The sequence below is a fragment of the Pseudarthrobacter sp. NPDC058196 genome (genome assembly GCF_042882685.1).
Lineage (GTDB): Bacteria > Actinomycetota > Actinomycetes > Actinomycetales > Micrococcaceae > Arthrobacter.
Window position 1 is genome coordinate 259873 of sequence record NZ_JBHVVN010000004.1, and the last position, 24625, is coordinate 284497.

Below are 24625 nucleotides of genomic sequence, written 5' to 3' on the forward strand. Positions count from 1 at the left end.
TGGCTGCTCAGAACCCCGTGACCGAGGCGGAGGGGAAGCTGATAATCGGTGTTGCGAAGGGATTGCCGGCCAGGTCGGTTAGGTTCGACGACGGCGTGTAGGAGGGCTTTCCTGCGGTCACCGATTGCAGCGTGTTCCCCGTTGCCGAGTTTCCAAGTTTGATCGTCAACGTCTTGTTTGAAGAGTCCCAAATGAGGGTCGAAGAACCTCCGGAACCATTACCGTTGGGGCCGAATGTGGCCGTCGCCGAAACATAATTTCCTCCCAGCGAAACTGTGCCTATGTTGAACCCCGTGCAGTCGCCGGTGGAGAAGCTCAGTGTGTCGTTAGACCCGACATCGGACAAAGTCACCGTTCCGTTGAAAGTCGTTGCACTGCTCGCACTGGAGCAGAATCTAGCCGGGTCCAAGGCCTCAAGGAACTGGATGACGACCGAGTCGCCCTTGTCCGCGGAGTTCTGCTTCGGACCCCCGTTGGCCAGCGTCACCCCGGTAACTGTCGGCGCCGCGGTGTCCTTGATGACCTTGGTCGTGACCGTGGTTGTGTTGCCCGCCGCGTCAGCGGTTGTGGCCACGATGGTGATGCTCGGGACGTTCAAGGGGCTGCTCTCTTGAAGAGTTGACAAGTTCAGGTTGCCCGTAGTCCAGCTGGATCCGGACGCCGTTGCCGGGATGCTCGTAGAGGAGTCGCTGACAGTGACATTTACAGGTAGACCGGAATCGTTGGTCCCGCTGACCGGGTAACTGGTGACATTTCCCTTGAGTACGTTCGGCGCCGTGATGGTCAAGACGGGCGCCACGGTGTCCTTCGTGTCAGTCGTGGTGGCCGGGGTGCTGGTGTTGCCTGCGGCGTCCTTCACCGTGACCGTGTAGGTGACTATCCCGTCCTTGAGGGTCATGAGGTTCAGGTTCACCGCCCAGCCGGAAGCGGAGGCCGTCGCCGTCCCGGTGACCGCTGCCGCCGAACCCGGACTCGTGGCTGATACCGTCACGCCGGCGCCGGCTTCAGCCGTACCGGAAACCGGAACCCCACCAGCCCCGGCACTGTTCACGTACGCCGGCACGCTCAGGCCCTGCGCTGCGGCCGGAGCCACCGTATCCTTCGTGGAAGTAGCAGTCCTGGCAGGCCCGGTATTGCCTGCAACGTCCGTGGCCGTGGCCGAGTAGGTAACGGTGCCCTGGTTCAGGCTGGTCAAGTCCACAGTGGCAGACCAGGTCCCCGTTCCGGATGCCGTAACCGTCGCCGGAACGGAATGGGCGGAACCTGCGTCGCTGGCAACAAGGGTGACCTTGGCCCCAGCCTCGGCGGTGCCGCTGACCGGCGCCGAGGAAACGTTCCCCGAATAGACGTACGCCGGAACGCTTAGCCCAGGCGCGGCCGGCGCCTGGGTGTCGATCCGCACCGTCTGGCTCTGCGCGGACCCGGCATTGCCCACCTTGTCCGTGGCGAAGTAGGTGAGCGTGTGGGTTCCGTCGCCGCTGACGGGGACCACGGCCACCGCGCCGCTGACCGTCTGCTGCGCGCCGCCGTCGAGCACGTAGGAAATGGAGGCGACGCCGGACCCGGCCGTCCCATCATCCGCCGTGACTGTCACGCTGACGGGGCTTGTGTTGTTCCACCCGGCCGCGTTGGGCATGGGCGAGATCCCGGAAACGGTGGCTGTGGGTGGGGTGGAATCACTGCTGGTGCCGTTGCTCCGCGGGCTCTCGGCACCGGTCCACAGGGCGATCGCAGGCGTCACCGTGTAGTACCAGACGCCGCCGGGCACAGACTGTTCCGTGCAGGTAAGTGTGGTGACGGTCCCGGCGCACCCGCCGGTGGCGGGAGTGGCCGTGCCTCCCGTAGCCGCCGGGTAGCGTGCCACGGTGTAGCCGGTCGCGGCCCGGCCGTTCACGGTGGTGCCGCCGGCCCAGGTGACCGTCAACGCGGAGCCGGCGGCGGTGACCGCAGGCTTTGAGCCCGGCGAGAGCGCGTCTGCCGCGGCGGCTGCGTTGCTGCTGCTGGTGCTGGAGGCCCAAAAGGCGTAGGCGGCGGTGCCCGTTCCCAACAGGAGCAACAGGGCGGTGACGATCCAGGGCAGCCGGCGGGACGGGCGGCGGAGCAGGCGGAAGCTCATTTCCGCACCTCCGCCGTCACGGGGACGTTGAAGGTTGCGCCTTGGCAGGCGGCGAGGGAAGTGGTGTCCATGGTGGCCGCTCCGGGGAGGGTAATGAGTGCTGACGAGTTCGCGGCAACGTACGTTGCGGGGGAGAGCGGCGCGGCACCGGCGAAGCGCACTCCGGTGGTGGTGCAGCCCGGGTGTGCGGCATCAGCGGCAGCGGGGCCGTTGGCGGTGACGCCGTAAACCTGCACCGAATAGGGGTTGGGATTGGTCAGGCGGAGCACGACGTCGGCGCTGCCGCCGGGGATGAGGGCCGTCTTCGGGTTATCGCCGGCTACCAGGGCGTCAACGGTGACTGCCTGCATGGTGCCGGCCGCGGCGGACCCGGAGCCTCCTCCTGCCGCGGACCAGTAGGCGTAGGCGGTTCCGGCGCCCGCCGTGGCCAGGAGGCCGGCGAGGGCGGCGGCCTGGAGGCCGCGACGCCTGTGAATGCTGGTCATCTCAGTTCCCCTGTCCTGATCCCGAGTAGGTGAGCTGGAGGGTTGCGCCCTTGCAACCGTCCTGGTTCCTGGAGCTGTCCAGCATCCCCACCCGCGGCCAGGCGGACTGTGCCACGCGGAGTCCGGACAGTGAACTGCTGCCGGCCGGCGCCACCAGGGGGTACGGGCCGCTGTACTGGGTGAGGGTGAAGTCGGCCGCCGTGCAGGCCAGGTTCTTCGCCACGGCATCCGCGCTCCTGGTAACCCCCGCGATAGCTACGGACAGGTTGGTCAGGGAAACGGACTTGTTGTTCGGGTTGCTGATCTGCAGGTCCAGTCCAGCCGAGGTACCCGGTGACAACGTCCCGGGCACGTTCCCGGAGAGGGTGAACTGCTTGATGGTTGAATCCAGGACCAGCTGGACGTTCGCATAGGCGTACTGCGACTTCCCGGCCGAGTCCTTCCCGGTCCCCACCAGGTACAGGTTGTAGCTGCCGGTCGCCGACGCGGCCGTGGTGGCCACCTGGAGCGTGCTCGAGTTGCCGGTGGTCGGGGTGGGAGAGAACGTTGCCGTTGCGCCGGCGGGCAGCCCGCCCAGGACGCTGAAGGAGACGGCGGCGGGGAAGTTGCTGCGGGTCAGCTGCAGCGTGTAGACGGCGGTTGCCCCGGGTGGGACGGTGACGGAATCCGGTGTGGCGGCCACCGAGAACGCCGTGGACATCTTGTAGTTCACTGTGAGGCTGGCGTCGACGCTGCCGGACACCTTGCCGCTGGTTCCCGTGATGGGCACGGTGCTGGTGCCGGCCGGGGTGGTGGCGCTGGTGGTGGCGTTGAATGTTGCGGTTGCGGTGCTGCCGGAGTTCAGGGTGACGGACGACGGCGTGAAGGCGCCTGCCGCGCCGGCCGGGAGTCCCGCGGTGGCCAGGCTGACGGCTCCGCTGAAGCCCCCGGTGGACGTCAACGTCACCGTGTAGGCGGCCGCCTGGCCCTGCTGGACGGACTGGCTGGCAGGGGAGACCTGCACCGTAATGCCCGGCTTTGGATTGTTTGATGCCGCGATCAGCGCCCCCGCACTTGCCAGCAGCAACAGCAGCGCTGCCAGCACTGCCTTGATGCCGATCCGTTTGCCGTGCCGCGATGGCCCGTCCTGCTTGTGCACCCTGTGCCCCCTTGTTTTTGGTGCAAATGACGGCAAACCGGGGGCGGATTGCGCCGCCCCCGGCTGGCTCAGGATCTACTTGCTGTCGACGCTAACGGTGATGGTCGCGCCCTTGCAGGCATTTTGGTCGACGGTAGGGTCATCGGTGAAGGTGAGCTGTCCGGTACCAAGGGAATCCGCGGTTGCACCTGCAGCAACTGTCGTCGGACCGGCAGGCACCGTCGCCTTGAACCACGAAGCGTCACAGACGCCTGCCACTCCTTGGGCAACCGACGTGGTGACAACGGGATTGATCAGGGTCACGGGGGTGCTGCTGGTATTTGGGTTAGCAGCCGTATAGGTGATGGTCTTTGCAGTGGCGGCTCCGCCATTTCCGCTCGGAGTGATACCCGGAGCGAAGGAAGCTGTGATGGTGACATTCGACGTGGTAGCGGCTGCCGCAGCCGAACCGCCACCCGAACCCGTGGTGCTCCAGTAGGCGTACGCGGCGCCGCCACCAACAGCCACCAGTGCTGCGGACAGGGCGACTGCGGCGATCTTGTTCTTCTTGGTCATTGGGCGCATGGAAAGACTCCTTGTGTGTGTGATTGAGAACCCGTTCCCCCATAGGTGGCTCCATCGAGGTGCCTTCCGGTGGATCGATGACCCAATATTTGCGAACGCAAAAGGGCGCAACAACACGTAGTGGTACCCGAATTTCCAGCGAATGGACTTTACGGCTACTTGGATCCGTGGGCGAGTACTCACACGGGTGGGCGATCCCCCCGACCTGCGCGTCAAATATCGGCGTCGGCGGCGAGGGTGTGCGGCGACTTAGCCAGCTCCTACCGCGTATCCACGTCCTCGAACACCAGGAATGTCTGCGTATCCAGCACCCCGGGCATGGTCTGCAGCTGGTCGAAAATGACCCGCCGCAGGTCGATGTTGTCCACGGCCCGGACCAGGAGGATGACGTCGAAGTCGCCGCCCACCAGGGCGATGTGGTGCACCTCCGGGATAGCGCCCAGCTGGTCACGGAGTTCACGCCAGGCGTCCTGCCGAAGTTTCAGCGTCACGTAGGCCGAGGACTTCAGCCCCGCCTTGATGGGGTCCACCAGCGCCGTGAACCGGGTCAACACGCCGTCGCCGGTCAGCCTGGCGATCCGGGAGTAGGCGTGCGCCCGGGAGATGTGGACGTTTTCCGCCACCTGGGTCACGGACATCCGGCCGTCCCGGGTGAGCTCACTGATAATCCGCCGGTCGATGTCGTCCAGCGGGACCTCGGCTGCAGCGTCCTTGCCCGGCATTTTGTCCACGGCTCCCGTCGGTAATCCACGTCACAGTTACAAATCGTCTCCCATATTAGGCACTTCTGAGCAGCTTCTCCACGATTTGGCCGCCCGGTAGATACGAAACCTGCTGCAGGACCATACTGGGAGCGAATAGTGGCAACCGAAGGACGGACCAATGACGATCTCCGCAGACCACACCGCGCCGGACACCACCAGCACCGAGCCAGCAGGAAACGCGCTGAACGATGCTGTCAAGAAGTTCGGCATCACGGTGGAGGACTACATGCTCCCCGCCCGGCACCAGATCCAGATGGTGGACCCGGACGGCCGGCTCATCCCCGAAGGCGAGCAGGGCACCCAGCCCGGCCACGAATACCCCGTGCCCGGCGACAAGGAACTGCTGGCAGCCTACGAGCAACTCGTCGTCGGCCGCCGCGTCAACGACCAGAACTCCGCCCTGGTCCGGCAGGGCCGCATGGCCGTCTACCCTTCCAGCCACGGGCAGGAAGCCTGCCAGGTTGCCGCAGCCCTGTGCCTCTCCGACCACGACTGGATGTTCCCCACCTACCGCGACGCCGTGGCCGTGATGACCCGCGGCGTGGACCCGGTGCAGGTGATGACCATCTTCCGCGGCGACTGGCACGGCGGCTACGACCCCGTCGAAAACAAGGTGGGCATCCAGTGCACCCCGCTGACCACCCAGCTGCTGCACGCCGTCGGAGTGGCCCACGCCGCCAAGCTCCGCGGCGAGGACACCGTGGTCCTGGCCATGTGCGGCGACGGCGCCACCAGCGAAGGCGACTTCCACGAGGCGCTCAACTTCGCCGCCGTCTTCCACCTGCCGGTGATCTTCTTCGTCCAAAACAACAAGTACGCCATCTCGGTGCCGCTGGCACACCAGTCCGTGGCGCCGTCGCTCGCGCACAAGGCGGTGGGTTACGGCATGGCGGGCGAACGCGTGGACGGGAACGACGTCGTTGCGCTCCTCGCCGTCCTGGACCGCGCCGTCAAGCTCGCCCGCGAAGGTTCAGGCCCGCTGCTGGTGGAAGCCAACACGTACCGGATGCAGGCCCATACGAACGCCGACGACGACACCCGCTACCGCGAAAACAGCGAGGTTGCAGAGTGGCGGGCCAAGGACCCGGTCAACAGGATGCGCACGTACCTCACGGACCGCGGGTTGTTGGATGACGACGGCGAGGCCCGCATCCGTGAACACGCTGAGGCCGTTGCCGCTCAGCTCCGCGAAGGCCTCAGCGAGGATGTCCCAGTTGACCCGCAGGAGCTGTTCCGCCACGTCTTCGACCGGCAGACGCCGCAGCTGACGGAAGAATCCGACATGCTCGCCGACGAACTCGCCCGCGACGCAGCAGCTACCGATTCACAGGAGGCCGGCAAGTGAGCCCCACCATCACCACATCGTCCGAGGCAAACGGCAACGTCTCCGCCGCCACCGCCCGGGCAGCAGCCTCCGCCGCCGCGTCCGCCGAAGCCGCCGGACCGCAGCCGGTCACCATGGCCAAGGCCCTGAACACAGCCCTGGCCGACGCCATGCACGCCGATTCCTCCGTCCTGGTCTTCGGCGAGGACGTTGGCATGCTGGGCGGCGTCTTCCGCATCACCGACGGGCTCACGGCCACGTTCGGCGAGCAGCGCTGCTTCGACACCCCGCTGGCCGAATCCGGCATCGTGGGCATGGCCGTGGGCATGGCCATCAACGGCATGCGCCCGGTGATCGAGATGCAGTTCGACGCGTTCGCCTACCCGGCGTTCGAGCAGATCGTCAGCCACGTGGCCAAGATGCACAACCGCACCAAGGGGGCCGTGAAGCTGCCCCTGGTCATCCGCATCCCGTACGGCGGAGGCATCGGCGGAGTGGAACACCACTGCGATTCCTCCGAGTCCTACTACGCGCACACGGCAGGCCTGAAGGTCTACACCCCCGCCACCGTGGCGGACGGCTACCGGATGCTCCGCGAAGCGATCGACTCCGACGACCCCGTTATCTTCATGGAACCCAAGAAGATGTACTGGACCAAGGACCAGGTGGACTTGGGTGAGCTGCGCCGCCAACACGCGGAAGGCACGACGACGGGACACACCTCCGAAGGCCGGGCCGCCGTCGCCCGTCCCGGCACGGACGCCACGCTGATTGCCTACGGTCCGTCCGTCCCCACAGCGCTCGCCGCCGCCGAAGCGGCTGCGCTGGAAGGCCGCTCGCTGGAGGTCATCGACGTGCGGACCATCGTGCCGTTCGACGATGCCACGGTTTGTGAGTCCGTCCGGAAGACCGGCCGGGCCGTGGTGATCGCCGAGGCGCATGGCTTCGCGTCCGTGTCCTCCGAGATCGTGGCCCGGGTCCAGGAACGCTGCTTCCACTACCTGGCCGCCCCCATCCGCCGGGTCACCGGGTTCGACGTCCCGTACCCGGCGCCCAAACTCGAGAAGTACTACCTGCCCGGCGTGGACCGTATCCTCGACGCCGTCGACGACCTTCAGTGGGAGAACTGACCATGAGCGAACCACGCGTGTTTTTGCTGCCCGACCTGGGCGAGGGCCTCACGGAAGCCGAACTCGTTGCCTGGCACGTTTCGGTGGGGGACACGATTGTTGTTGACCAGCCGATCGCCGAGGTGGAAACCGCCAAGTCCGCCGTCGAGGTGCCGTCTCCTTATGCAGGGATCGTGTCCGAGCTGCACGGGAAGCCGGGGGAGACCCTGGACGTGGGCCGCCCTCTTATCACCGTGCGCGCCGCGGATGATGCCGCCCCCGATGCTGCAGCCGAGACCTACCGTGAAGAGGAGAAGGCTGGCTCCGGGAATGTCCTGATTGGTTACGGCACTCCCGGTGGCCATGGCGTTGCCCGGCGCACCCGTGCCCCGAAGTCTTCTGTCGCGGTGGTTGAGCCTGTCGAAACCAAGCCTGCCGAACCCACCGAGGATGACCTGAGCCTCCTGCGCACCCGCGTACCCGGAAGGCTGGGCGCCGTGATCTCGCCGCTGGTCAGGCGCATGGCCCGGGAGCACGGCGTCGACCTCGGCGGCCTCCAGGGCTCCGGCGACAGTGGCCTGATCATGCGCCGCGACGTTGAAGCAGCCATCTCCACCCCGGCGGTTGAGCCTGTCGAAACCAAGCCTGTCGAAACCACGCCTGTCGAAACCGAGCCTGTCGAAACCAAAACCGCAGACCCGCGCACGGGACTCGCGGTCTCCGCCCGCACTCCTGTCCGTGGTGTCCGGAAGGCGGTGGCGGCGAACATGACGCGCAGCCGCTCGGAAATCCCGGAAGCGACTGTGTGGGTGGATGTGGATGCCACCGCGCTGATGGAGTTGCGGGAAGGGCTCAAGGCCAACGGTGGGGAAGTGCCGGGCCTGCTCGCCTTCATCGCCCGGTTCGTCACAGCCGGCCTGAAGAAGTACCCGGAACTGAACACGCGGATCGAAACGGCGGAGGACGGCTCGCAGGAGATCGTCTCGTTCGACGGGATCAACCTCGGCTTCGCCGCCCAGACCGAACGCGGCCTGGTGGTGCCTTCCGTCCGCGGCGCCGAGAAACTCAGTGCCCGGGAACTGGACGCGGAAATCCGCCGGCTCACGCAGGTGGCCCGGGACGGCAAGGCGACACCTTCCGAGCTCGGCAGCGGCACTTTCACTTTGAACAACTACGGCGTGTTCGGCGTGGACGGATCCGCGGCGATCATCAACCACCCGGAGGTGGGCATCCTCGGGGTGGGCCGCATCATCGACAAGCCCTGGGTGGTCAACGGCGAACTCGCTGTCCGCAAGGTCACCGAGCTCACCCTCACCTTCGACCACCGGGTGTGCGACGGCGGTACGGCAGGGGGCTTCCTCCGCTTCGTCGCGGACGCCATCGAAAACCCCACCTCCCTGCTGGCGGACATCTGAGCCCGGAGGAAACCTAGGACGTGGTGGGGCCGGAAACGTCCTGGCCGTTGGCGCCGCCGGGCTGGTGGGCGCGGTACACGAAGTGCTCCACCCGGCGGTCGGGGACCAGCCAGATCAGCGCCACCACCGTGTAGACGGCGATTCCCAGGAGCGGCACGGCGAGTGCCAGCGCAATGCCCAGCAGGTAGATCAGTGGCGATGCCTTGCCCTTCCAGTCCCTCCCCAGGGCCTGGGCGACAGCCCCGGTCCTGCCCTGTTCGCGGATGAGTGCCTGCTCCAGGATGTAGAAAGCGATGGCGGCGCAGAGAAGGTTGATGCCGTAGACCAGCACCGGAACTTCCACGAACGCGGACTCATCCATCCACCGGGTGGTGAAGGGGAAGAGGGAGAGCCAGAACAACAGGTGCAGGTTGGCCCAGAGGATGGCGCCGTTGACCCGGTCTGCGAGCTGGATCAGGTGGTGGTGGTTGTTCCAGTAGATTCCCACATAGACGAAGCTGAGCAGGTAGCTGAGCAACGTGGGCAGGACCCCCGCAATCCCATGCCAGGTGGGCTGCTCCGGTGCGCGTAGCTCGAGCACCATGATGGTGATGATGATTGCCAGCACGCCATCGCTGAATGCCTCAAGCCGGTTTTTGTTCACAGTTCTGCCCTCCTTCAGAAGCATAATGCTGCGTCCCCGGCCTGGGCACCGGGCGTTCGACGGCGGCCGCGTGCCGCCGTCGTCGGTGCCGAGGCAACCGATCCGAAAAGTCCGCCGCCCCATTAACGGGTAGCCGCACGGGGCAAGGACCGGAAAAGTGAGTACCCGCTACTCGTGACCCGCCGCATGACTCGTCCATAGGCTGAAACCGATCAGGAGAAAAGACTCCCGCGCAAATCTTCTGGAAGGAGCGAAACCTTTGAAGAGGATTCAATATCGTGCGTGGACTTGCCTTGCCGTCGTCTCAATGCTGACGGGTATATCGGCCGTTGCCTGTGGCGACATGCGTGGTTCCCCGGGTTCAGCGCCTTCCCCAGGAGCTGACCCGGGCAGCGCGGTTTCCGGTTCTGCGCAGCCAACCGCAGACGAAACGACGGTGCCGTCAGTTCCCGCAGAGGAGGTGACGGGCGGCCCGTCCCCGTCCGCCGACCCCTCCCGGGCTTCTGACCCCTCTGCCGCCTCCGAAGCCATGCCGGTGGGCGACCTGCCTGGGTGGAGGCAGGTCTTCGCAGAAGACTTCAGCGAAGGAAATGTCGGCATTGGCGAGTTCCCAGGCCCGGTCTACGGCACGAGGTGGAGCGAGAACTACGTTGACGGCACGCCGGACACGGCCGCGCAACAGCAAAAGAAGGGCGAAAGAACGTCCGGGTATTACCCGTCGAAAGTCTTGAGTGTCCATGATGGTGTTCTGGACATGTTTCTGCACTCGGAAGAGGGTGTAGCCAGGGGAGCGGCTCCATCCCCAAAATTTAGTGGAGCCAGCCAGCGCCCCTACAACAGCCAGGTGTACGGGCGATACTCGGTGCGGTTCAAGGCCGATGTCCTGCCGGGCTTCAAATTGGCATGGCTGCTGTGGCCCGACAGCAAGCAGTGGCCGCAGGATGGCGAGATCGATTTTCCGGAGGGGGACCTGTCCAAGGTCATCTACGCTGCAGTGCATGGCGTCGAGGGCGGTATCCACAAAGATGAGGTCCTTCGTCCAAACGAACCATTCGGGTCCTGGCACATTGCCACCACGGAGTGGAGCCCGGGGCAAATCGAGTTCTTCCTCGATGGACAGTCGATTGGTGTTTCTCGGCGATTCACGCCGGATAAGCCGATGCATTACATCATGCAGACCGAGTCGTGCTCGCCAATGTGCCCACTGCCTGAAACCAGCGGCCATGTCCTGGTTGACTGGGTGGCCATCTGGGCAAAGTCGTAGCGGACGACGGCGGCCGCGCGCCGACGTCGAGCGTCCTCCTTTTTTCGAAGAGGGTCTTTACGCCCTTGCCGAAGGTCACTAAAGTGATTTAGGTCATAGTCCGGATGGGCGCCCGGGGGCGTCCGGGAAGGGGGAGTGCATCAACACCGACCAACATCGGAAGCCAAATGACAACCACTACGTTGAAAGCCCCTCCTAGGAGGGGCTTTCCCTTTGCCCCGGGCCAAGGCGGACCGGCTACCGGCGTCGTCAGCCGCCCACGCCGCCCACCCCGCCCACCCCGCCCAGGCGCGACCGGAGGAAACGCTGTTCCGCTTCGTTGTCCGTCAGGATCAATGCCTCTTCGAACGCCACCCGCGCCTCAGCCGGACGGCCCAGCCGGACCAGGAAATCACCGCGGGCCGCGGCCAGGTAAGGGTACCGGGCCAGCTGCGGCTCGGCACCAAGCGCATCCAGTTCTGCCAGCCCCTCGGCCGGCCCCACCGCGAAGCCCAGCGCGATGGCCCGGTTGAGCCGGACCACCGGGGAGGGCCACCGCTCCATCAGCAGGTCGTAAAGGCCCAGGATTTCCTGCCAGTCGGTGCCGGACCAGGACCCGCTCTCGTCATGCACGGCGGCGATCGCTGCCATGAGGGCAAAGCGGCCGGGAGGGCGGGATGCCAGGGCCTCGCGTAGGAGCGCCACCCCCTCCGTGACGGCGTGCCGGTCCCACGCGGACCGGTCCTGGTTCTCCAGCAGGACGAGGTCCTGGTTCCCATCCACCCGGGCATCCCGGCGCGCTTCGGTGAGCAGGACCAGGGCCAGGAGTCCGGCCACATCCGGGTCGGCAGGAAGCAGCGCACGCAGCAGCCTGGCAAGCTCCACGCCGCGCTCCGCAAGGTCCCGGCGCATCAGGTCAGCTCCTGACGGCGCCGTGTGCCCGGTGGTGTACACGAGGTACACCACCGACAGGACCCCGTCCACGCGCTCGTGCAGCTCATCCGACGACGGCACCCGGTAGGGGATGTGCGCGGCCGTAATCTTCTTCTTCGCCCGGGTGATGCGTGCCGCCATGGTTGCCTCGGGGACCAGGAACGCCCGCGCCACCTCGGCAGTGGACAGTCCGCACAGCAGCCGCAGCGTCAGGGCCACCCGTGCCTCAAAGGGCAGGGCCGGGTGGCAGCAGGTAAAGATCAACCTCAGCCGGTCATCCGGTATGTCATCACCCTCTGGGCCCCCGCCGTCGTCGTCCTCGCGGCCAAGGAGCTTGGGCAGCGCCCGTTGCGCCGTTGCCGCGCGGCGCCGCATATCCAGGGCCCGTCGTCGTGCCGTCACCGTCAGCCAAGCCCCGGGATTGCGCGGGATGCCGTTCCCGCCCCACGTGGACAAGGCGCTGGCGTACGCGTCCTGGACGGCCTCCTCAGCGGCGTCGATGTCGCCGGCAACCCGCACCGTGGCCGCCAGCACGAACGCCCACTCCCGGCGGTGCGCATCGGCAACCGCGGCAGCAACCTCCGAGCCGGCGGCCCGCGCCATCAGCTGACCACCCGGACCGGCCACACCTCAACCCCGACGCCCGCGGGCACCTCCTTGCCGATCTGCAGCGCCTCGTCGAGGTCCGCCGCCTCCACCAGGTAGTAACCGCCCAGGGTCTCCTTCGACTCGGCGAACGGGCCATCCGTCACCAGGAACCCACCGGCCCCGTCACGCCGGAGGGATGTCGCGGTCGAGGACGGATGGAGGGCGGCACCGCTGATCAGCGAAGCTCCGCGGCGTTCCATGAACTCCTGGTAGTTGGCGCTGATCGATTCGCCTTCAGCCTGCCTGGTCACCGCTTCATCCTGGTAAATCAGGATCAGATACTTGGACATTTTTAACTCCCTTCGCTTGTCAAAAAGGGCCCGCTGGTGGAACCCCTACCCATACGACGCGCAGGGGAACCCCGGATCGACAACGCTACTCAAGAAACCGCCCGGGCGGCGGGGTTTATGCGGCCGCCGTCTTTATCAGGTGCGTTCCGCCGGGCGTAAAGGAATCGTTAAAGTTTCGGCCGGAAGGGCGGCTACCGGGCTGGACCGCAGCGGAGAGCCAGTACTTTGGATGCAGTGCCGCCTTCTCAGGGACCCCCAACCTCGAGAAGGCGGCACGCCTGCCTTAAGAGGCAGACTTCCCTGTATTTCCAAGGTACCCCGCCACGGGGGGGGCTTGCCGCAAGGCCCCCGGGCCGGCGCATACTGGGTGCCGCATACCGGCGGGCGGATGCAGGCACAGAGTGGGGACAACATGCATGATGTGGTGGTTGTGGGCAGCGGGCCTACGGGGCTGATGCTCGCGGGGGAGTTGCGGCTGGCGGGCGTGGACGCGCTGGTGCTGGAGCGGCGGCCGTCCCAGGAGCTGGCCGGCTCCCGCGGCGGAGGAATCCATGCGCGAACCATTGAACTGCTGGACCAGCGCGGCATCGCGGAGCGGTTCCTCGCCGAGGGCAAGACCATGCAGTCGGCAACGTTTGGCGCCACGCAGCTGGACCTGGGCAGCCTTCCCACGCGCCACCCGTACACGCTGGCCCTGTTCCAGAACCACATCGAGCGGCTGCTGCTGGGCTGGGTCGAGGAGCTGGGCGTACAGGTCCGGCGCGGCGTGGAGGTCACCGGGGTAGCAGCGGACGACGACGGCGCCGACGTCCGGCTCGCCGCCGGCGGACCCGTGCGGGCCAGGTTCGTGGTGGGCGCCGACGGCGGACGCAGCGTGGTGCGGCGCTCGGCGGGGATCAGCTTTCCCGGACCGGACGCCACCCGCAGCAGCCTGATCGCCGAGGTGAAGGTGGCCGGCGAGCCCGTGCAGCAGGGCAAAGTGGACGCCCGCGGCATCCACGGGCTGTACCCGATGGGGGACGGCATGGTCCGGGTGGTGGTGACCGAAGCGGAACTCGGCCCTGCCACCGAGCCCACCCTGGCGGACCTGCGCCGCGCCCTGACCGATGTGTTCGGCACGGATTTCGGCGTGCACAGCCCTGCCTGGCTCTCGCGTTTCACTGACGCCACCCGGCAGGCGGAGTCCTACCGGAAGGGCCGTGTCCTGCTGGCGGGCGACGCAGCCCACGTGCATTCCCCAACCGGCGGGCAGGGTATTGGCCTGGGCCTCCAGGATGCCGTGAACCTCGGCTGGAAGCTGGCGCAGGTGGTCCGCGGAATATCGGGGGACCACCTGCTGGACACCTACCACGCCGAACGCCACCCGGCAGGCGCCCGGGCGCTCAAATACACCATGGCGCAGTCCCTGTTCCAGAAGGCCGATCCGCGGCAGGAGGCGTTGCGGGACCTGCTGGACGAGGTCCTCCGCCGTAAGGGCGCCGGGGATCCGGTGACGGCGTTGGTCACCGGCCTCGACGTCGCCTACGGGCCTGGGACGGGCCACCCGCTTGTGGGGCGCCGGATGCCGGACCTGGAGATCGCCGCCGTTGAGGGATCCGTGCGGGTTTTTGAGCTGTTGCACCAGGCATTGCCCGTGCTGCTGGAACTGGGCGGCCCCGCCCTGGACGCGGGTGCGTGGGCTGGGCGGGTGCGGCATGTTTCCGGAACGTACGACGGCGCGTGGGAGCTTCCGGTGCTGGGCGTGGTCCCTGCACCCACGGCAGTGCTGGTGCGTCCGGATGGCTATGTGGCCTGGGCCGGCGAGCACTCGGCTTCGGGCCTGCCGGAAGCGCTGGCGGAGTGGTTTGGTGCTGGGCGCTGAATCCTTGCCTGATCTTGACCCAAAATTGCGCGCGTAAACATTGTCGCCCGGCGCCGGGCCCTTGTAGGCTGGCCCAAGGTCAGGCAGACGGCCAGCGATGCACCGTCTGAGGATATCCATGACCGCTCTCCCCACAACACACGAGCCGCTTCCCGGCGTGCATCCGCCACCCACATAGCTGGCGCGGATGTGGCCCAGGGAAATCCACGGTTCGGGGGTGGGCCACATCCACGCCGTACACTCCGGGAGTCAGCAGCGTGGCTGGCTCCCGGGTCACCGGGAATTACCGCCGGCGTTCACACCTCAGTCCTCGAAGTAGGCGGCCGTGGGCTGGGCGCCCGTGAACCGGTCCACCAGCGATTGGGCAAGATCGTTGAGCTTCTGGTTCCTCGTGTTGGAGGCGCGGCGGAGCACTTCGAACGCCTGGTCTTTGCTGCACTGGTTTTGCGCCATGATGATCCCGCAGGCCACGTCAATGGCGGTCCTGGTATCCATCGCGGCCTTCAGGTTCTCGGCGCGCTGGTCCGCGGACGCTATCCGGAGGGCCAGGCGCAGGGCCATGCCCGCCATGTCCGCAAACCGTACCGCCTCTGACACCGCCCGCTCACTGAATACTCCGCTGTCGGGAGCAAAGAAATCCAGGACGGCCCCGGCGTCGTCCTGCAGTTTCATGGGGACCCCCAGCGCGCTGGCGATGCCCGCCGCCGAAAGGGCCGCGCGGTACTCCGGCCACCGCGGGTCGGAATCCACGTCACCAAGGAGTACGGGAACGCCGGTCTCCAAGGCATCCACGCACGGCCCGTCTCCCAAGGATTGTTCAATCCTGTCCAGCACCACCGCACTGCTGCTGCTGCCGCCAATGGTGGCCGTGTGCTTGCGCCGGCGCAGCGTGACGGCGCATTCAACGGATATGCCGGTGGTGTCTGTCATGGTGGCCGCCGCAAATGCCGTAATGGCGTCCAACACGGATTTGATGTCCTCCGTGCCGCCGATCAGGTCGACGAGCCGCTCGAAATCTTCTGCCATGTCCTGGTCCACCATGTGTTCAATGTAGAAGGCGCGGCGTCCGGCCACAAGCCACGATGTGGAGCCCCGTTTTCAGCCTCCGCCCAGCTTCCACTCAGGGCAGTTATGGAAACGTTATATATGCTTGCTTAGTGGTTTTTAGGTCAAGCAGTGGAATTTTGTCAGCCGCGGAACGCCCGGCAGTGCCCGGAACAGGGCTCATCGCCGGGCGCAAGCATGCCTTGGACGGGCTCCGCACCATCGCCGTGGCAGGAGTGTTCTTCTTTCACACGGCCACCGATCTGGTCCCCGGGGGATCCATCGGCGTCGACGTCTTCTTCACGCTCAGCGGCTTCGTGATCACGCTGCTGATCATGAAGGAGTGGAGCACCGCCGGCCGGCTCCACCTGGGCATGTTCTACGCCAAGCGTTTGGCCCGGCTCTGGCCTGCGCTGCTGGCGCTCTGCGCGGTGATCCTCGTGGCCGGTTTCCTGTTCCCTGCCTCGGGCTGGGGCGGCCAGGCGGGGTTCGTCCTGCCGGCCGCAGCCTACGTGATGAACCTGGCGCACTTTGGCGTGTTCGGCGACTCCATCGCCGGGGAAACCCTGGGCCCCACCTGGACCCTGGCCGTCGAGGAGCAGTTCTACCTGGTGTGGCCCCTCCTGCTGCTGGTGATGCTCCGGTTCTGGAAGGTCCGCACCGTCGCCTTGGCCACGCTGGCAGTGGCCGGCGCGTTCCTCCTGAACCGGTTCCTGCTGGTCACCGCGGGCCAGCCGCTGGCCCGGATCTACAACGGTCCGGACACCCGGGCCGACGAGCTGCTGATTGGCTGCGCACTCGCCCTGCTCTTCACGTCCGTACGGACCGGCTCGCGGCTGCACGGCGCGCTGGTGTCCATGGCCCGTTGGGGAGCCCCGCTGGCAGCCATCACCCTGGCGGCCGCCCTGTTCCTGTTCAAGGAACCGGACACACCCGGTGCATGGTTCACGGCGTTCTGGGCTGTCGGTCCCGCGGTGCTCGCCCTGCTCTCCGCGGTGCTGATAGGTGCCCTGGTGCTCCAGCCGGCCGGGTTCCTGGCACGGATCCTGAGCCACCCGTGGCTCGCCAAGCCCGGCCGCGACCTGTCGTATGCGATGTATCTCTGGCACTTGCCGATTTACCTGTTGCTGATGCGGCTGGTTCCGGCGTTGCCCCTCCGCATCGCACTGACCGCGGTCCTCACCGTGATGGTGGCGTACGCGTCGTTCCGCTTTGTCGAGCGGCCGCTCCGGCAGTGGGCCAACACAAAGCTGGAACCCGCCGTCGAACCAACACCGCGGGAACGCGCCAAGGAGCCGGTGGCCGCCTGATCCGGGCGATCCCCGCTCGCCGGCCGGCGTCACGGCTGGTCAGCGGGCGGCCTGCGCGGTCAGTGCTGGATGCTTTCCTGGTCGCGGTGCGCAGCGGGTTCGATCTGGAAGGTGGAGTGCTCGATGCTGACGTCGAAGTCCTTGGCCACGCAGCGCTGCAGGTCTGCCAGGATGCTCGCGGAGTGCCCGTCGCGCATGCATTGATCCTGCACGGTGACGTGGGCGGACAAGACCGGAACTCCTGAGGCCACCAGGGAAGCGTGCAGGTCGTGGACGTCGATGACGTGCGGCAGGGCCAGGATGTGTTTCCGGACTTCAGCCAGGTCAAGGCCCGGGGGAGTACTTTCCATCAGGACGTTCACGGTGTCCCGGAGGAGGCTGAGGGTGCGGGGGATGATCAGCGCACCGATCAGCAGGGAGACGACGGCGTCCGCCCGGGTCCAGCCGGTCAGGGCAATGACCAGCGCCGCCACGATCACCGCGATGGAACCCAGGGCGTCGTTGAGCACCTCGAGGAACGCGGCCTTCATGTTGAAGTTGTGGTGCCGGCCGGAGGCGAGCACCAGCAGCCCCACCGCGTTGCCGGCCAGGCCGATGACCCCGAACCACAGCATGAGGGAGCCGCCAACCTCCGGAGGGGCAAACAGCCGGCGGATGCCCTCCACAATGACGAATCCGCCCACGCCCAGCAGCAGTGCGGCCTGCCCGGCCGCCGCGATGATTTCGGCGCGCTTGTAGCCCCAGGTGCGCGTGTGGGTGGCAGGCTTCAGAGCCAGGGACGCCGCAATCACCGCAATGAGAAGTCCGGCGGAATCGGTGAACATGTGCCCGGCGTCCGCCAGCAGGGCCAGGCTTCCGGTCAGGACTGTACCGAGGATCTCGGCCAGCATCACGGTGAAGGTGATGCCGAAAACCAGCAGCAGTTTCCCGCGCTGGCCGTGGTGGTCAGTTCCGCCGTGCGAGTGGCTGTGTCCGCTGCCCACGGGTCAGCCCTTCCTTATGGCAGGCATGCCCAGCGGCTGCGGAGCTGGTCCGCAGCAGTCATCGCCGGCCTGCTCTTGCTCCGCGTGCGGCACCGCGCAGCACGCGTCTCCGCGCCACGCGCCAACGCCTTCACGGATGGCGATTCCCGCAATGACCAGGGCTGCGCCGGCATCCGCCCACCACCAGCCCAAGATGCTGTTCAGGACCAGCCCAGCCAGCAGCACGGCGGAGAGGTAGGTGCAGAGCAGGGTCTGCTTCGAATCGGCCACCGCCGTACGGGAACCCAGTTCGCGGCCGGCGCGGCGCTGGGCCCAGGACAGGACGGGCATGATGGCCAGGCTCAAGGCCGCAATGACGATGCCGGGAACCGAGTGCTGGGCTTCTCCCGTGCCTGCCAGGGAGCGGAGGGCGTCCATGGCCACGAAGGCGGCGAGGGCGAAGAAGGAGACGGCGATGATCCGCAACGTCAGGTGCTCGCGCCGCTCCGGGTCCTTGGCGGAGAACTGCCAGGACAACGCCAGTGCGGACGCCACCTCGATCACCGAGTCCAGGCCGAAGCCGATCAGAGCCGAGGAGTCCGCCACGCCGCCCGCCCAGAGCGCCACGGCGGCCTCGATGACGTTGTAGGTGATGGTGGCGGCCGCGAAGAGCCGGATCCGGCGGCTCAGTGTCCGCCGGCGTTCCGTGCCGGGCAGGTGCGCTGTTGTCATCGAGCCACCTCCCCGTCGGGGCCGCAGCAGGTGGGGTCCACCGCCAGCACAACGTTGATCAGGTCCCTGATGGCGTGGCCGATCCGGGCATCCGCGAGCTCATAGCGTGTCCGCCTGCCGTCCGGAACGGCGACCACCAGGCCGCAGCCGCGCAGGCACGCCAGATGGTTGGACATGCTCTGCCGAGACACCCCCAGGCTGTCGGCCAGGTCCGAGGGGTACGACGCCGCCTCGGAGAGCGCCAGGAGGACCCTGGCGCGGGTGGGGTCTGACACCGCGTAGCCGAACCGGGCCAGCACGGGAGCCTGCGTGAGGGTCTGCATGGTCCCAAAGTACATAGCTGGCTGTATTCAGGCAACTATGTACTTTGGGACGTTGATGGGCCCCGGTTGCTAGTAGCCGGAGGTGTTGGTGGCCTGGCAGGTCTGGTCGCTTCCGGTCTGCGCCACGACGCTTCCGGAATCAGCCGACGACGGCGGCGCGGCGGGCTTGGTGCCCTCCACGAAGTCGGTGCCGGCAGAGAGCTGCACGCCCTGGATGTTGGCCACCTGCTGGACGCTGCCGGCAGGCAGTCCGAACAGGGCGGCGACGTCCGCTGCCACGTCCTCGAACCCGGCGCTGTAGTAGACCATGGTCTGGGTGCGGACGGTGGCCTGGAGCTTGGTCACCTTGGTGAAGCCGGCGTCGGACAACAGACCCGCGATGGCAGTGCTGCGGCCCGTCACGCCCGTGCCGTTGGCAACGGAAACCGGCTGCAGCGCCTTGTCATAGGCCGGGGCCGCGGGTGTTGCTGGTGCCTGGGTAGGGGCGGCGGTAGCCGGCTGGCTCAGGTCCGGGCTGCTGCGCAGTGCAGCGAAGAAGTTGGCCGCTGCCGGCTCGTCCAGGACCAGCCTGTTGGGGTCCTGCGGCGCCGGGACGGTGGGAGTGGTGATGAAGTTGACGCTCGCCGGATCGATGTTCTTCAGCCGGTTGGCAATGGTCAGCAGCGACGGCACTGAGGACAGGCCCGAATCCACGGTCAGGTTCTTGGTGACCGTATCGGCGATGGTCAGCGTCTTCTGCGGGTTGGCCAGGGTTCCCTCCGACTTGAGCTTGCGGCTGAGGGAAGCCAGGAAACCTTGCTGCGCCTTGATCCGGCCCAGGTCCCCGCCGTTGGCGAAGGCGTGCCGGGTGCGCAGGAACGCCAGCGCCTGTTCGCCCTGCACCTGGGAGGTGCCGGCGGGCAGGTGCAGCCCGGAATCGGGATCGTCCACGGCGTCGCTGACGCACACGTCCACGCCGCCCACCGCGTTGGACAGCTCCTTGACCGCGTTGAAATCGGCCATCATGAAGTGGTCGATCTCCAGCCCGGTGAGCTTGTTCACGGTGTCCACGGCGCAGCCGATTCCGGCCTGCTTCATGGCGCTGTTGATCATGGCGCCCTGCTGCGCGGGATACTTCTGGCCGGTCTTCGCGTCCGTGCAGGCCGGAATGTTCACCAGGAGGTCGCGGGGAAAGCTCACCACGTTGACGTGCTTGTTGTCTGCCGAGATATCCAGCAGCATCATCACGTCCGATTGACCATAGCCGGAAGAATCGTCCGCACTGCCGTACTCGCTGTTGTTTCCACTCCTGGTGTCCGAGCCCAGGACCAGGATCTGCATCCGGTCCGTGCTGTCATTGACCGCAGCTTCGGTGCGCTCACCGCCGGCGGTCAGCGCCGCGGTGCTGATGTTGGACTGCAGGCGCCAGGCCCAATAGCCGCCGAACGCCAGCACGCCGAGGAGGAGCACCGAGACGACGGCGACCACAGCCTTGACCCAGCGCGGGGCACGGCGGCGCGGCCTGCTGTGGCGGGAACTGGAGGCGTACAGCTCGCCTTGGCCGGGATAGGCAGCCGGTGTGGAGCCTTCCTGTTCCGGGCCGGGAGATTTTCTGGAACCGAACACGACGAAATGACCTTCGGGAGGGGACAGGTTTCCGCTACCCTACAGGCCCAAGCTGGCAATTCCCCCGGAATGCCCGGTTTTCGGCCGCGCCGGTGCCGTCCGCGGGCCGCGGGGGCGTACTCTTTTTTCTCGGCGGTACCCGCCCCGGAGATGGGCCCGGCCGTGGAGGAAGCCCAGGGTGCAGGCTGAGGAACGGACAGATGGACACAGGTCAAAAACAACGCAGGGCGGCCCGCCCAGCCCGGCGCCCATGGGGAAAACTCACGCTCTGGCTGGAGGATGACTCTCCGGGGCGCCTGCGCCCGCTGATCCTGGCGGTGGTCCTCACGCTCTCGGCGATCGGACTCGTGGAGGTGGCGTCGGCGTCGTCCGTGGAATCCGTGGCGGCAGGAAACAATCCGTACGACCTCCCCCTCAAGCAGGCCATGTGGACCGTGGCAGGCGTGGTGCTCATGCTGCTGCTGGCACGGATGCCGGTCCGGCGCATCCGGCGCCTGGGGTGGCCCATGCTGATCGGGTCACTGATAGCGCTGGTCCTGGTGTTCACGCCGCTGGGCATGTCCGTGAACGGCAACCGGAACTGGCTGAGCGTGGGCGGATTCACCGCCCAGCCCTCCGAGTTCGCCAAGCTGGCGCTGATTGTCTGGGCTGCGGCCATCCTGGACCGGAAACAGGCCCTGCTGGCGAACTGGAAACATGCCGTGGTTCCGCTGGGCCCCGCCGGCGGGCTGATCATGATCATCGTGGCGCTGGGGCACGACCTCGGTACCACCATGATCATCATGTTGATCCTTGCCGCCACCATGTTCTACGGCGGGGTGCGGATGAAGGTGTTTTCCGTGGCCGGCATGATCTGCGTCGTGGCCGCACTGGTCCTCGCCGCCACCAGCGGCAACCGGATGGGGCGGATTTCGTCCTGGCTGGGGATGGGTTCGGACGAGGACGCCCAGGGCATGGGCTACCAGGCGCAGCACGGCGCGTACGCCCTGGCCTCCGGCGGCTGGTTCGGGGTGGGCCTGGGGCAGAGCCGGCAGAAATGGAACTGGATCCCGGAAGCCCACAACGACTTCATCTTCTCCATCCTGGGCGAAGAACTCGGGCTGGCCGGAACCCTCCTGGTCCTCGGACTGTTCGCGATCCTTGCCATCACCGTCTTCAAGACCATCGCCCGCACCACGGACACCTTCGCCCGGATCGTTGCCTGCAGCGTGATCACCTGGATCCTGGGCCAGGCGGTGATCAACATCGCCATGGTGAGCGGGCTGCTGCCCGTCATCGGTGTCCCGCTGCCGTTCATCTCCTACGGCGGCTCGGCCATGGTTTCCTCCCTTGCCGGCATCGGGGTCATCCTGGCCGTGACCCGGCCGGAACAGCCGGACACCAAATCCCCGGCCAAAGCCGCCGCCCCGGCAAAGCGAGTGAGGGACCACGAGTACCAGCGATAGCACCGGGAGGGCTGTTCCGGCAGGGCCGATGACGGCCGTCCGCTTCATTGTGGCCTTCGGGATCGTCAGCGCCCTGATGGACATGGTGTACGAGGGCGCGCGAAGCGTCACAGGTCCCTACCTGGGCGCCCTGGGTGCGTCGGCCCTCCTGGTCAGCGTGGTCACGGGGGCGGGTGAAGCCGTTGCCCTGGTCCTTCGCCTGCTGTTCGGGCGCCTGGCGGACCGGCCCGCGCTCCGGTGGGCGCTCGCCCTTTCCGGCTATGCCCTGACCGCGTTGTCCGTTCCCCTGCTCGGGATCAGCAATGCCCTGTGGATCGCCTGCCTCCTTGTCCTGGCCGAACGGCTGGGCAAAGCCGTGCGGAGCCCGGCCAAGGACACTATGCTGGCCGAGGCCGGTTCCGCCCTGGGCCAGGGCAAGGCCTTTGCGCTGCACGAAGCGCTGGACCAGGTGGGGGCGCTGCTGGGGCCGCTCCTCGTGGGCGCGGCCCTCGCCCTGACCGGAAGTTACGGGCCGGGATTCCTGCTGCTGGCCGTTCCCGGGCTGGCGGCCATGCTGGTGCTGTTCTGGCTGAAGAAAAAGGTGCCTGATCCGGCCGCGTACGAGACCGTCCCGGGCCGGCCGCCGGCGGAGCCCGCCAATCCGCAGGCCGGTGCGGCCCCCCAAGTCCATGCGGCACCTTCGGGCCGCGTTGCTCCAATGCCGCGCCAGTATTGGCTCTATGCCGCGTTCAGCAGCCTGACCATGTTCGGCTATGCCACGTTCGGGCTGCTCTCATTCCATGTGGTGAAGTCCGGACTGCTGCCGCCCGCGCTGATCCCGGTCCTCTACGCCGTGGCCATGGGCGTTGACGCCCTGGCGGCCCTGGCCTCGGGCTGGCTCTATGACCGGGTGGGCCTGAAAGTCCTCGTGGTCCTGCCGGTGCTTGCCGCAGCGGTCCCGTGGCTGGGCTTCAGCAACAACACAGTGCTCGCGGTGGCGGGGGTGCTGGTGTGGGGAGCCGCCATGGGGGTCCAGGAAAGCACCATGCGGGCCGGCGTCGCAGGGTTGGCACCCGCAACCCGGCGGGGGAGTGCGTATGGGATGTTCACGGCCTGCTACGGCCTTGCCTGGCTGGCGGGGAGCTTCCTTATCGGCCTGCTCTACGAACAATCAATTCCGGTTTTGGCGGTGACCATCACCGTGGTGCAGGCAGTGGCCTTGGTGATCTTCGTCGTCGTCCGTCCGCACGTCGGCCGGCCTTAAACCGGCCTGACGAGGCGCGGCCGGGACTCAGGCGACGGCACTCTCAATCTCGGGGCACTCACTGCAACGGACCTCCGCAACCAGCGAGCCGGCGTCGTCCTTGCGGAAATGGGTGACGTGCTTAGTGGCCCTGCCGCACGTGGGGCAGTAGCTCTGGCTTTGTTTTGTCCACATGCATGAATAATACGGAACGCCCCGCCAAAGGGAAGATCGGGGGACTGAACTATGTGGATGCCCGCAGCTGATTTTCATCAGATCTTGACCAAACCTGCTGGCGATCCTTCAGTAAACGCTGAGATTCGGCGCGTAGCTTGGGCTGATCAGGCAGTTTCAGTGGCACGGACGGAGCGCAGGGCAATGACCATTACCGATTACTTCGTGGCTCTCGGCGGCATGTTGGCTTCACTCGGCGCTGCCGGGCTTGTCGCGGCCGGACTCATCCGGGCGCGGGCGCGCCACTAAACCCCTCCGGGCGCGGGCGCGCCACTAAGCTTCCGCGGCGGTCTTCAGGCAAACGCCGGGGGTTCGAACCGGGTACCTGCGGCGCCGCTGGGCATGGTGCTGAGGATGCTGTCCGCAACGCTGCGGACCTTGAGGTTGCGGTGCCGCGACGCGCCCGCGAGCTTGCTGAACGCCTCGGGATAGGAGCAGCGGTTTTGCGCCATCAGCACCCCGCAAGCCACATCGATGGAGGTCCTGCTCTCCAGGACCTGTTTCAGGTTGTCCCCGGAACGGATGACGCCGTGGACGTCCAGCGCCAGCTTCAGGCTCTGTGAGGCCACCTCCGCAAACCAGGCTGCCTCGTTGGTGATCCGGGTGATGAAGGCGTAGTTGCCGTGGGCGAGGAACACCAGGGCTCCCGACGAGCCGGGCCGCAGTTCGAGGGGGAGGACCAGTGCCGCCCCGTATCCTCCATCCAGCAACCGGCTCCGGTATGCCTGCCAGCGCGACGGCGAGCCGGTGGGGTTGACCAGCACGGGACCTGACAATGACGCACCCAGCGCCGTGGGACCGTCACCGTGTCCCTCCTCCGCTGCAGAGAAGTGGGCTGCGGCCGGCGTGCTCCCGGCACCGGCGGCATAGGTTCGCTGCCTGTACAGCACGGCGCCGCACTCAATCATGGAGCCGGCCGTCGAACTGAGCCACCTGGCCCCTGCATCGGCGAGTGTCTGCAAGGACCCTGCATCGTCGTCGGTACCTGTTATCAGGTCCAGCAGGAACCCGTTCCGTTCGGGTCCCCTGTTGTGCGCCGGGCCAACCGCCACCCTGCACCCCCATTTCAAATCTGTACCCAGTGGCATCGGCCGCCGCAGGTTTCCTTGAAATTTATTGGGCCGTCCGCGCGGGTGCACGAGTAGCCGGTACTCTACTTTTCCCGCCCGCCGCAGCGAGTACTTGCCCGGGCTCTTCGGGGGGCCGGACCTGCGG

General features: G+C 66.9%; 22 protein-coding genes. 8 read left to right on the forward strand and 14 right to left on the reverse strand.

Translation table 11 applies throughout. The features are described 5' to 3' along the window. Positions 1-7: 7 nt before the first annotated feature. The 5 genes from ACFVVC_RS07860 to ACFVVC_RS07880 all read right to left on the reverse strand — a co-directional run bounded on the left by ACFVVC_RS07860 (position 8) and on the right by ACFVVC_RS07880 (position 5025). Positions 8-2116 carry a beta strand repeat-containing protein gene (locus ACFVVC_RS07860; protein ID WP_387450925.1) on the reverse strand — a complete coding sequence of 703 codons (2109 nt, stop codon included), beginning with the start codon at positions 2114-2116 and terminating at the stop codon, positions 8-10. Then, positions 2113-2601, reverse strand: coding sequence for a hypothetical protein (locus ACFVVC_RS07865; RefSeq protein ID WP_387450928.1), 489 nt, complete (start codon positions 2599-2601; stop codon positions 2113-2115). The genes ACFVVC_RS07860 and ACFVVC_RS07865 overlap by 4 nt, the downstream gene beginning before the upstream one ends. 1 nt (position 2602) lies before the next feature. Beyond that, positions 2603-3739 (reverse strand): hypothetical protein, encoded by a 1137-nt coding sequence (locus ACFVVC_RS07870; protein WP_387450931.1) that lies wholly within the window; start codon positions 3737-3739, stop codon positions 2603-2605. A 75-nt stretch (positions 3740-3814) separates the two neighbouring features. Next, positions 3815-4303, reverse strand: a complete 489-nt coding sequence (locus ACFVVC_RS07875; protein ID WP_387450934.1) for a hypothetical protein — start codon at positions 4301-4303, stop codon at positions 3815-3817. A 260-nt stretch (positions 4304-4563) separates the two neighbouring features. Further along, positions 4564-5025: an Lrp/AsnC family transcriptional regulator gene (locus ACFVVC_RS07880; RefSeq protein ID WP_285248866.1), complete on the reverse strand. Its 462-nt coding sequence runs from the start codon at positions 5023-5025 to the stop codon at positions 4564-4566. Between the two features lie 160 nt (positions 5026-5185). On the opposite strand from ACFVVC_RS07880, the gene pdhA reads away from it, so the two are divergent. The 3 genes from pdhA to ACFVVC_RS07895 are packed head-to-tail and all read left to right on the forward strand — an operon-like array spanning position 5186 to position 8915. Then, positions 5186-6412: a pyruvate dehydrogenase (acetyl-transferring) E1 component subunit alpha gene (gene pdhA / locus ACFVVC_RS07885; RefSeq protein WP_387450937.1), complete on the forward strand. Its 1227-nt coding sequence runs from the start codon at positions 5186-5188 to the stop codon at positions 6410-6412. Further along, on the forward strand, positions 6409-7521 hold the full coding sequence (locus ACFVVC_RS07890; RefSeq protein WP_387450939.1) for an alpha-ketoacid dehydrogenase subunit beta: 1113 nt from the start codon (positions 6409-6411) through the stop codon (positions 7519-7521). Before pdhA ends, ACFVVC_RS07890 begins: the two co-directional genes overlap by 4 nt. 2 nt (positions 7522-7523) lie before the next feature. Beyond that, a complete protein-coding gene (locus tag ACFVVC_RS07895) occupies positions 7524-8915 on the forward strand; it encodes a dihydrolipoamide acetyltransferase family protein (protein WP_387450942.1) in 1392 nt (463 codons plus the stop codon). 13 nt (positions 8916-8928) lie between these two features. Here ACFVVC_RS07895 and ACFVVC_RS07900 read toward each other — a convergent pair whose 3' ends face one another. Beyond that, positions 8929-9558: a TMEM175 family protein gene (locus tag ACFVVC_RS07900; protein WP_387450945.1), complete on the reverse strand. Its 630-nt coding sequence runs from the start codon at positions 9556-9558 to the stop codon at positions 8929-8931. Positions 9559-10087: 529 nt separating this feature from the next. Between ACFVVC_RS07900 and ACFVVC_RS07905 the strand changes: the two genes are divergently transcribed. Further along, positions 10088-10822, forward strand: a complete 735-nt coding sequence (locus ACFVVC_RS07905; protein WP_387451161.1) for a glycoside hydrolase family 16 protein — start codon at positions 10088-10090, stop codon at positions 10820-10822. Positions 10823-11071: 249 nt separating this feature from the next. Here ACFVVC_RS07905 and ACFVVC_RS07910 read toward each other — a convergent pair whose 3' ends face one another. Together ACFVVC_RS07910 and ACFVVC_RS07915 are read right to left on the reverse strand one after the other, a co-directional pair. Then, positions 11072-12337, reverse strand: a complete 1266-nt coding sequence (locus tag ACFVVC_RS07910) for an RNA polymerase sigma factor (protein WP_387450948.1) — start codon at positions 12335-12337, stop codon at positions 11072-11074. Continuing rightward, positions 12337-12672, reverse strand: a complete 336-nt coding sequence (locus tag ACFVVC_RS07915) for a YciI family protein (RefSeq protein ID WP_387450951.1) — start codon at positions 12670-12672, stop codon at positions 12337-12339. Before ACFVVC_RS07915 ends, ACFVVC_RS07910 begins: the two co-directional genes overlap by 1 nt. 388 nt (positions 12673-13060) lie before the next feature. On the opposite strand from ACFVVC_RS07915, the gene ACFVVC_RS07920 reads away from it, so the two are divergent. Beyond that, positions 13061-14533 (forward strand): FAD-dependent monooxygenase, encoded by a 1473-nt coding sequence (locus tag ACFVVC_RS07920; protein ID WP_387450954.1) that lies wholly within the window; start codon positions 13061-13063, stop codon positions 14531-14533. A gap of 303 nt (positions 14534-14836) precedes the next feature. Here the strand turns inward: ACFVVC_RS07920 and ACFVVC_RS07925 are convergent, their stop codons facing one another. Beyond that, the gene (locus ACFVVC_RS07925) at positions 14837-15574 is read right to left on the reverse strand and encodes an ANTAR domain-containing protein (RefSeq protein WP_387450957.1); all 738 of its coding nucleotides are present in this window, start codon (positions 15572-15574) and stop codon (positions 14837-14839) included. 143 nt (positions 15575-15717) lie between these two features. On the opposite strand from ACFVVC_RS07925, the gene ACFVVC_RS07930 reads away from it, so the two are divergent. Beyond that, positions 15718-16887, forward strand: a complete 1170-nt coding sequence (locus ACFVVC_RS07930) for an acyltransferase family protein (RefSeq protein ID WP_387450960.1) — start codon at positions 15718-15720, stop codon at positions 16885-16887. 59 nt (positions 16888-16946) lie between these two features. Here ACFVVC_RS07930 and ACFVVC_RS07935 read toward each other — a convergent pair whose 3' ends face one another. The 4 genes from ACFVVC_RS07935 to ACFVVC_RS07950 form a co-directional block, all read right to left on the reverse strand. Then, positions 16947-17870, reverse strand: coding sequence for a cation diffusion facilitator family transporter (locus ACFVVC_RS07935; RefSeq protein WP_387450963.1), 924 nt, complete (start codon positions 17868-17870; stop codon positions 16947-16949). Between the two features lie 3 nt (positions 17871-17873). Further along, the gene (locus ACFVVC_RS07940; protein ID WP_387450966.1) at positions 17874-18581 is read right to left on the reverse strand and encodes a cation diffusion facilitator family transporter; all 708 of its coding nucleotides are present in this window, start codon (positions 18579-18581) and stop codon (positions 17874-17876) included. Next, entirely contained in the window at positions 18578-18904 is a 327-nt protein-coding gene (locus ACFVVC_RS07945; RefSeq protein WP_387450969.1) for an ArsR/SmtB family transcription factor, read from the reverse strand. The genes ACFVVC_RS07940 and ACFVVC_RS07945 overlap by 4 nt, the downstream gene beginning before the upstream one ends. A 69-nt stretch (positions 18905-18973) precedes the next feature. Beyond that, positions 18974-20509, reverse strand: coding sequence for an LCP family protein (locus ACFVVC_RS07950; protein WP_387450971.1), 1536 nt, complete (start codon positions 20507-20509; stop codon positions 18974-18976). A gap of 200 nt (positions 20510-20709) precedes the next feature. On the opposite strand from ACFVVC_RS07950, the gene ftsW reads away from it, so the two are divergent. Together ftsW and ACFVVC_RS07960 are read left to right on the forward strand one after the other, a co-directional pair. Further along, complete coding sequence (ftsW, locus tag ACFVVC_RS07955; RefSeq protein WP_387450974.1) at positions 20710-21954, forward strand: putative lipid II flippase FtsW; 1245 nt, start codon at positions 20710-20712, stop codon at positions 21952-21954. A 28-nt stretch (positions 21955-21982) separates the two neighbouring features. Further along, positions 21983-23197 (forward strand): MFS transporter, encoded by a 1215-nt coding sequence (locus ACFVVC_RS07960; protein ID WP_387450977.1) that lies wholly within the window; start codon positions 21983-21985, stop codon positions 23195-23197. A gap of 506 nt (positions 23198-23703) precedes the next feature. Here the strand turns inward: ACFVVC_RS07960 and ACFVVC_RS07965 are convergent. After that, complete coding sequence (locus ACFVVC_RS07965; protein WP_387450980.1) at positions 23704-24498, reverse strand: ANTAR domain-containing protein; 795 nt, start codon at positions 24496-24498, stop codon at positions 23704-23706. Positions 24499-24625: the final 127 nt, after the last annotated feature.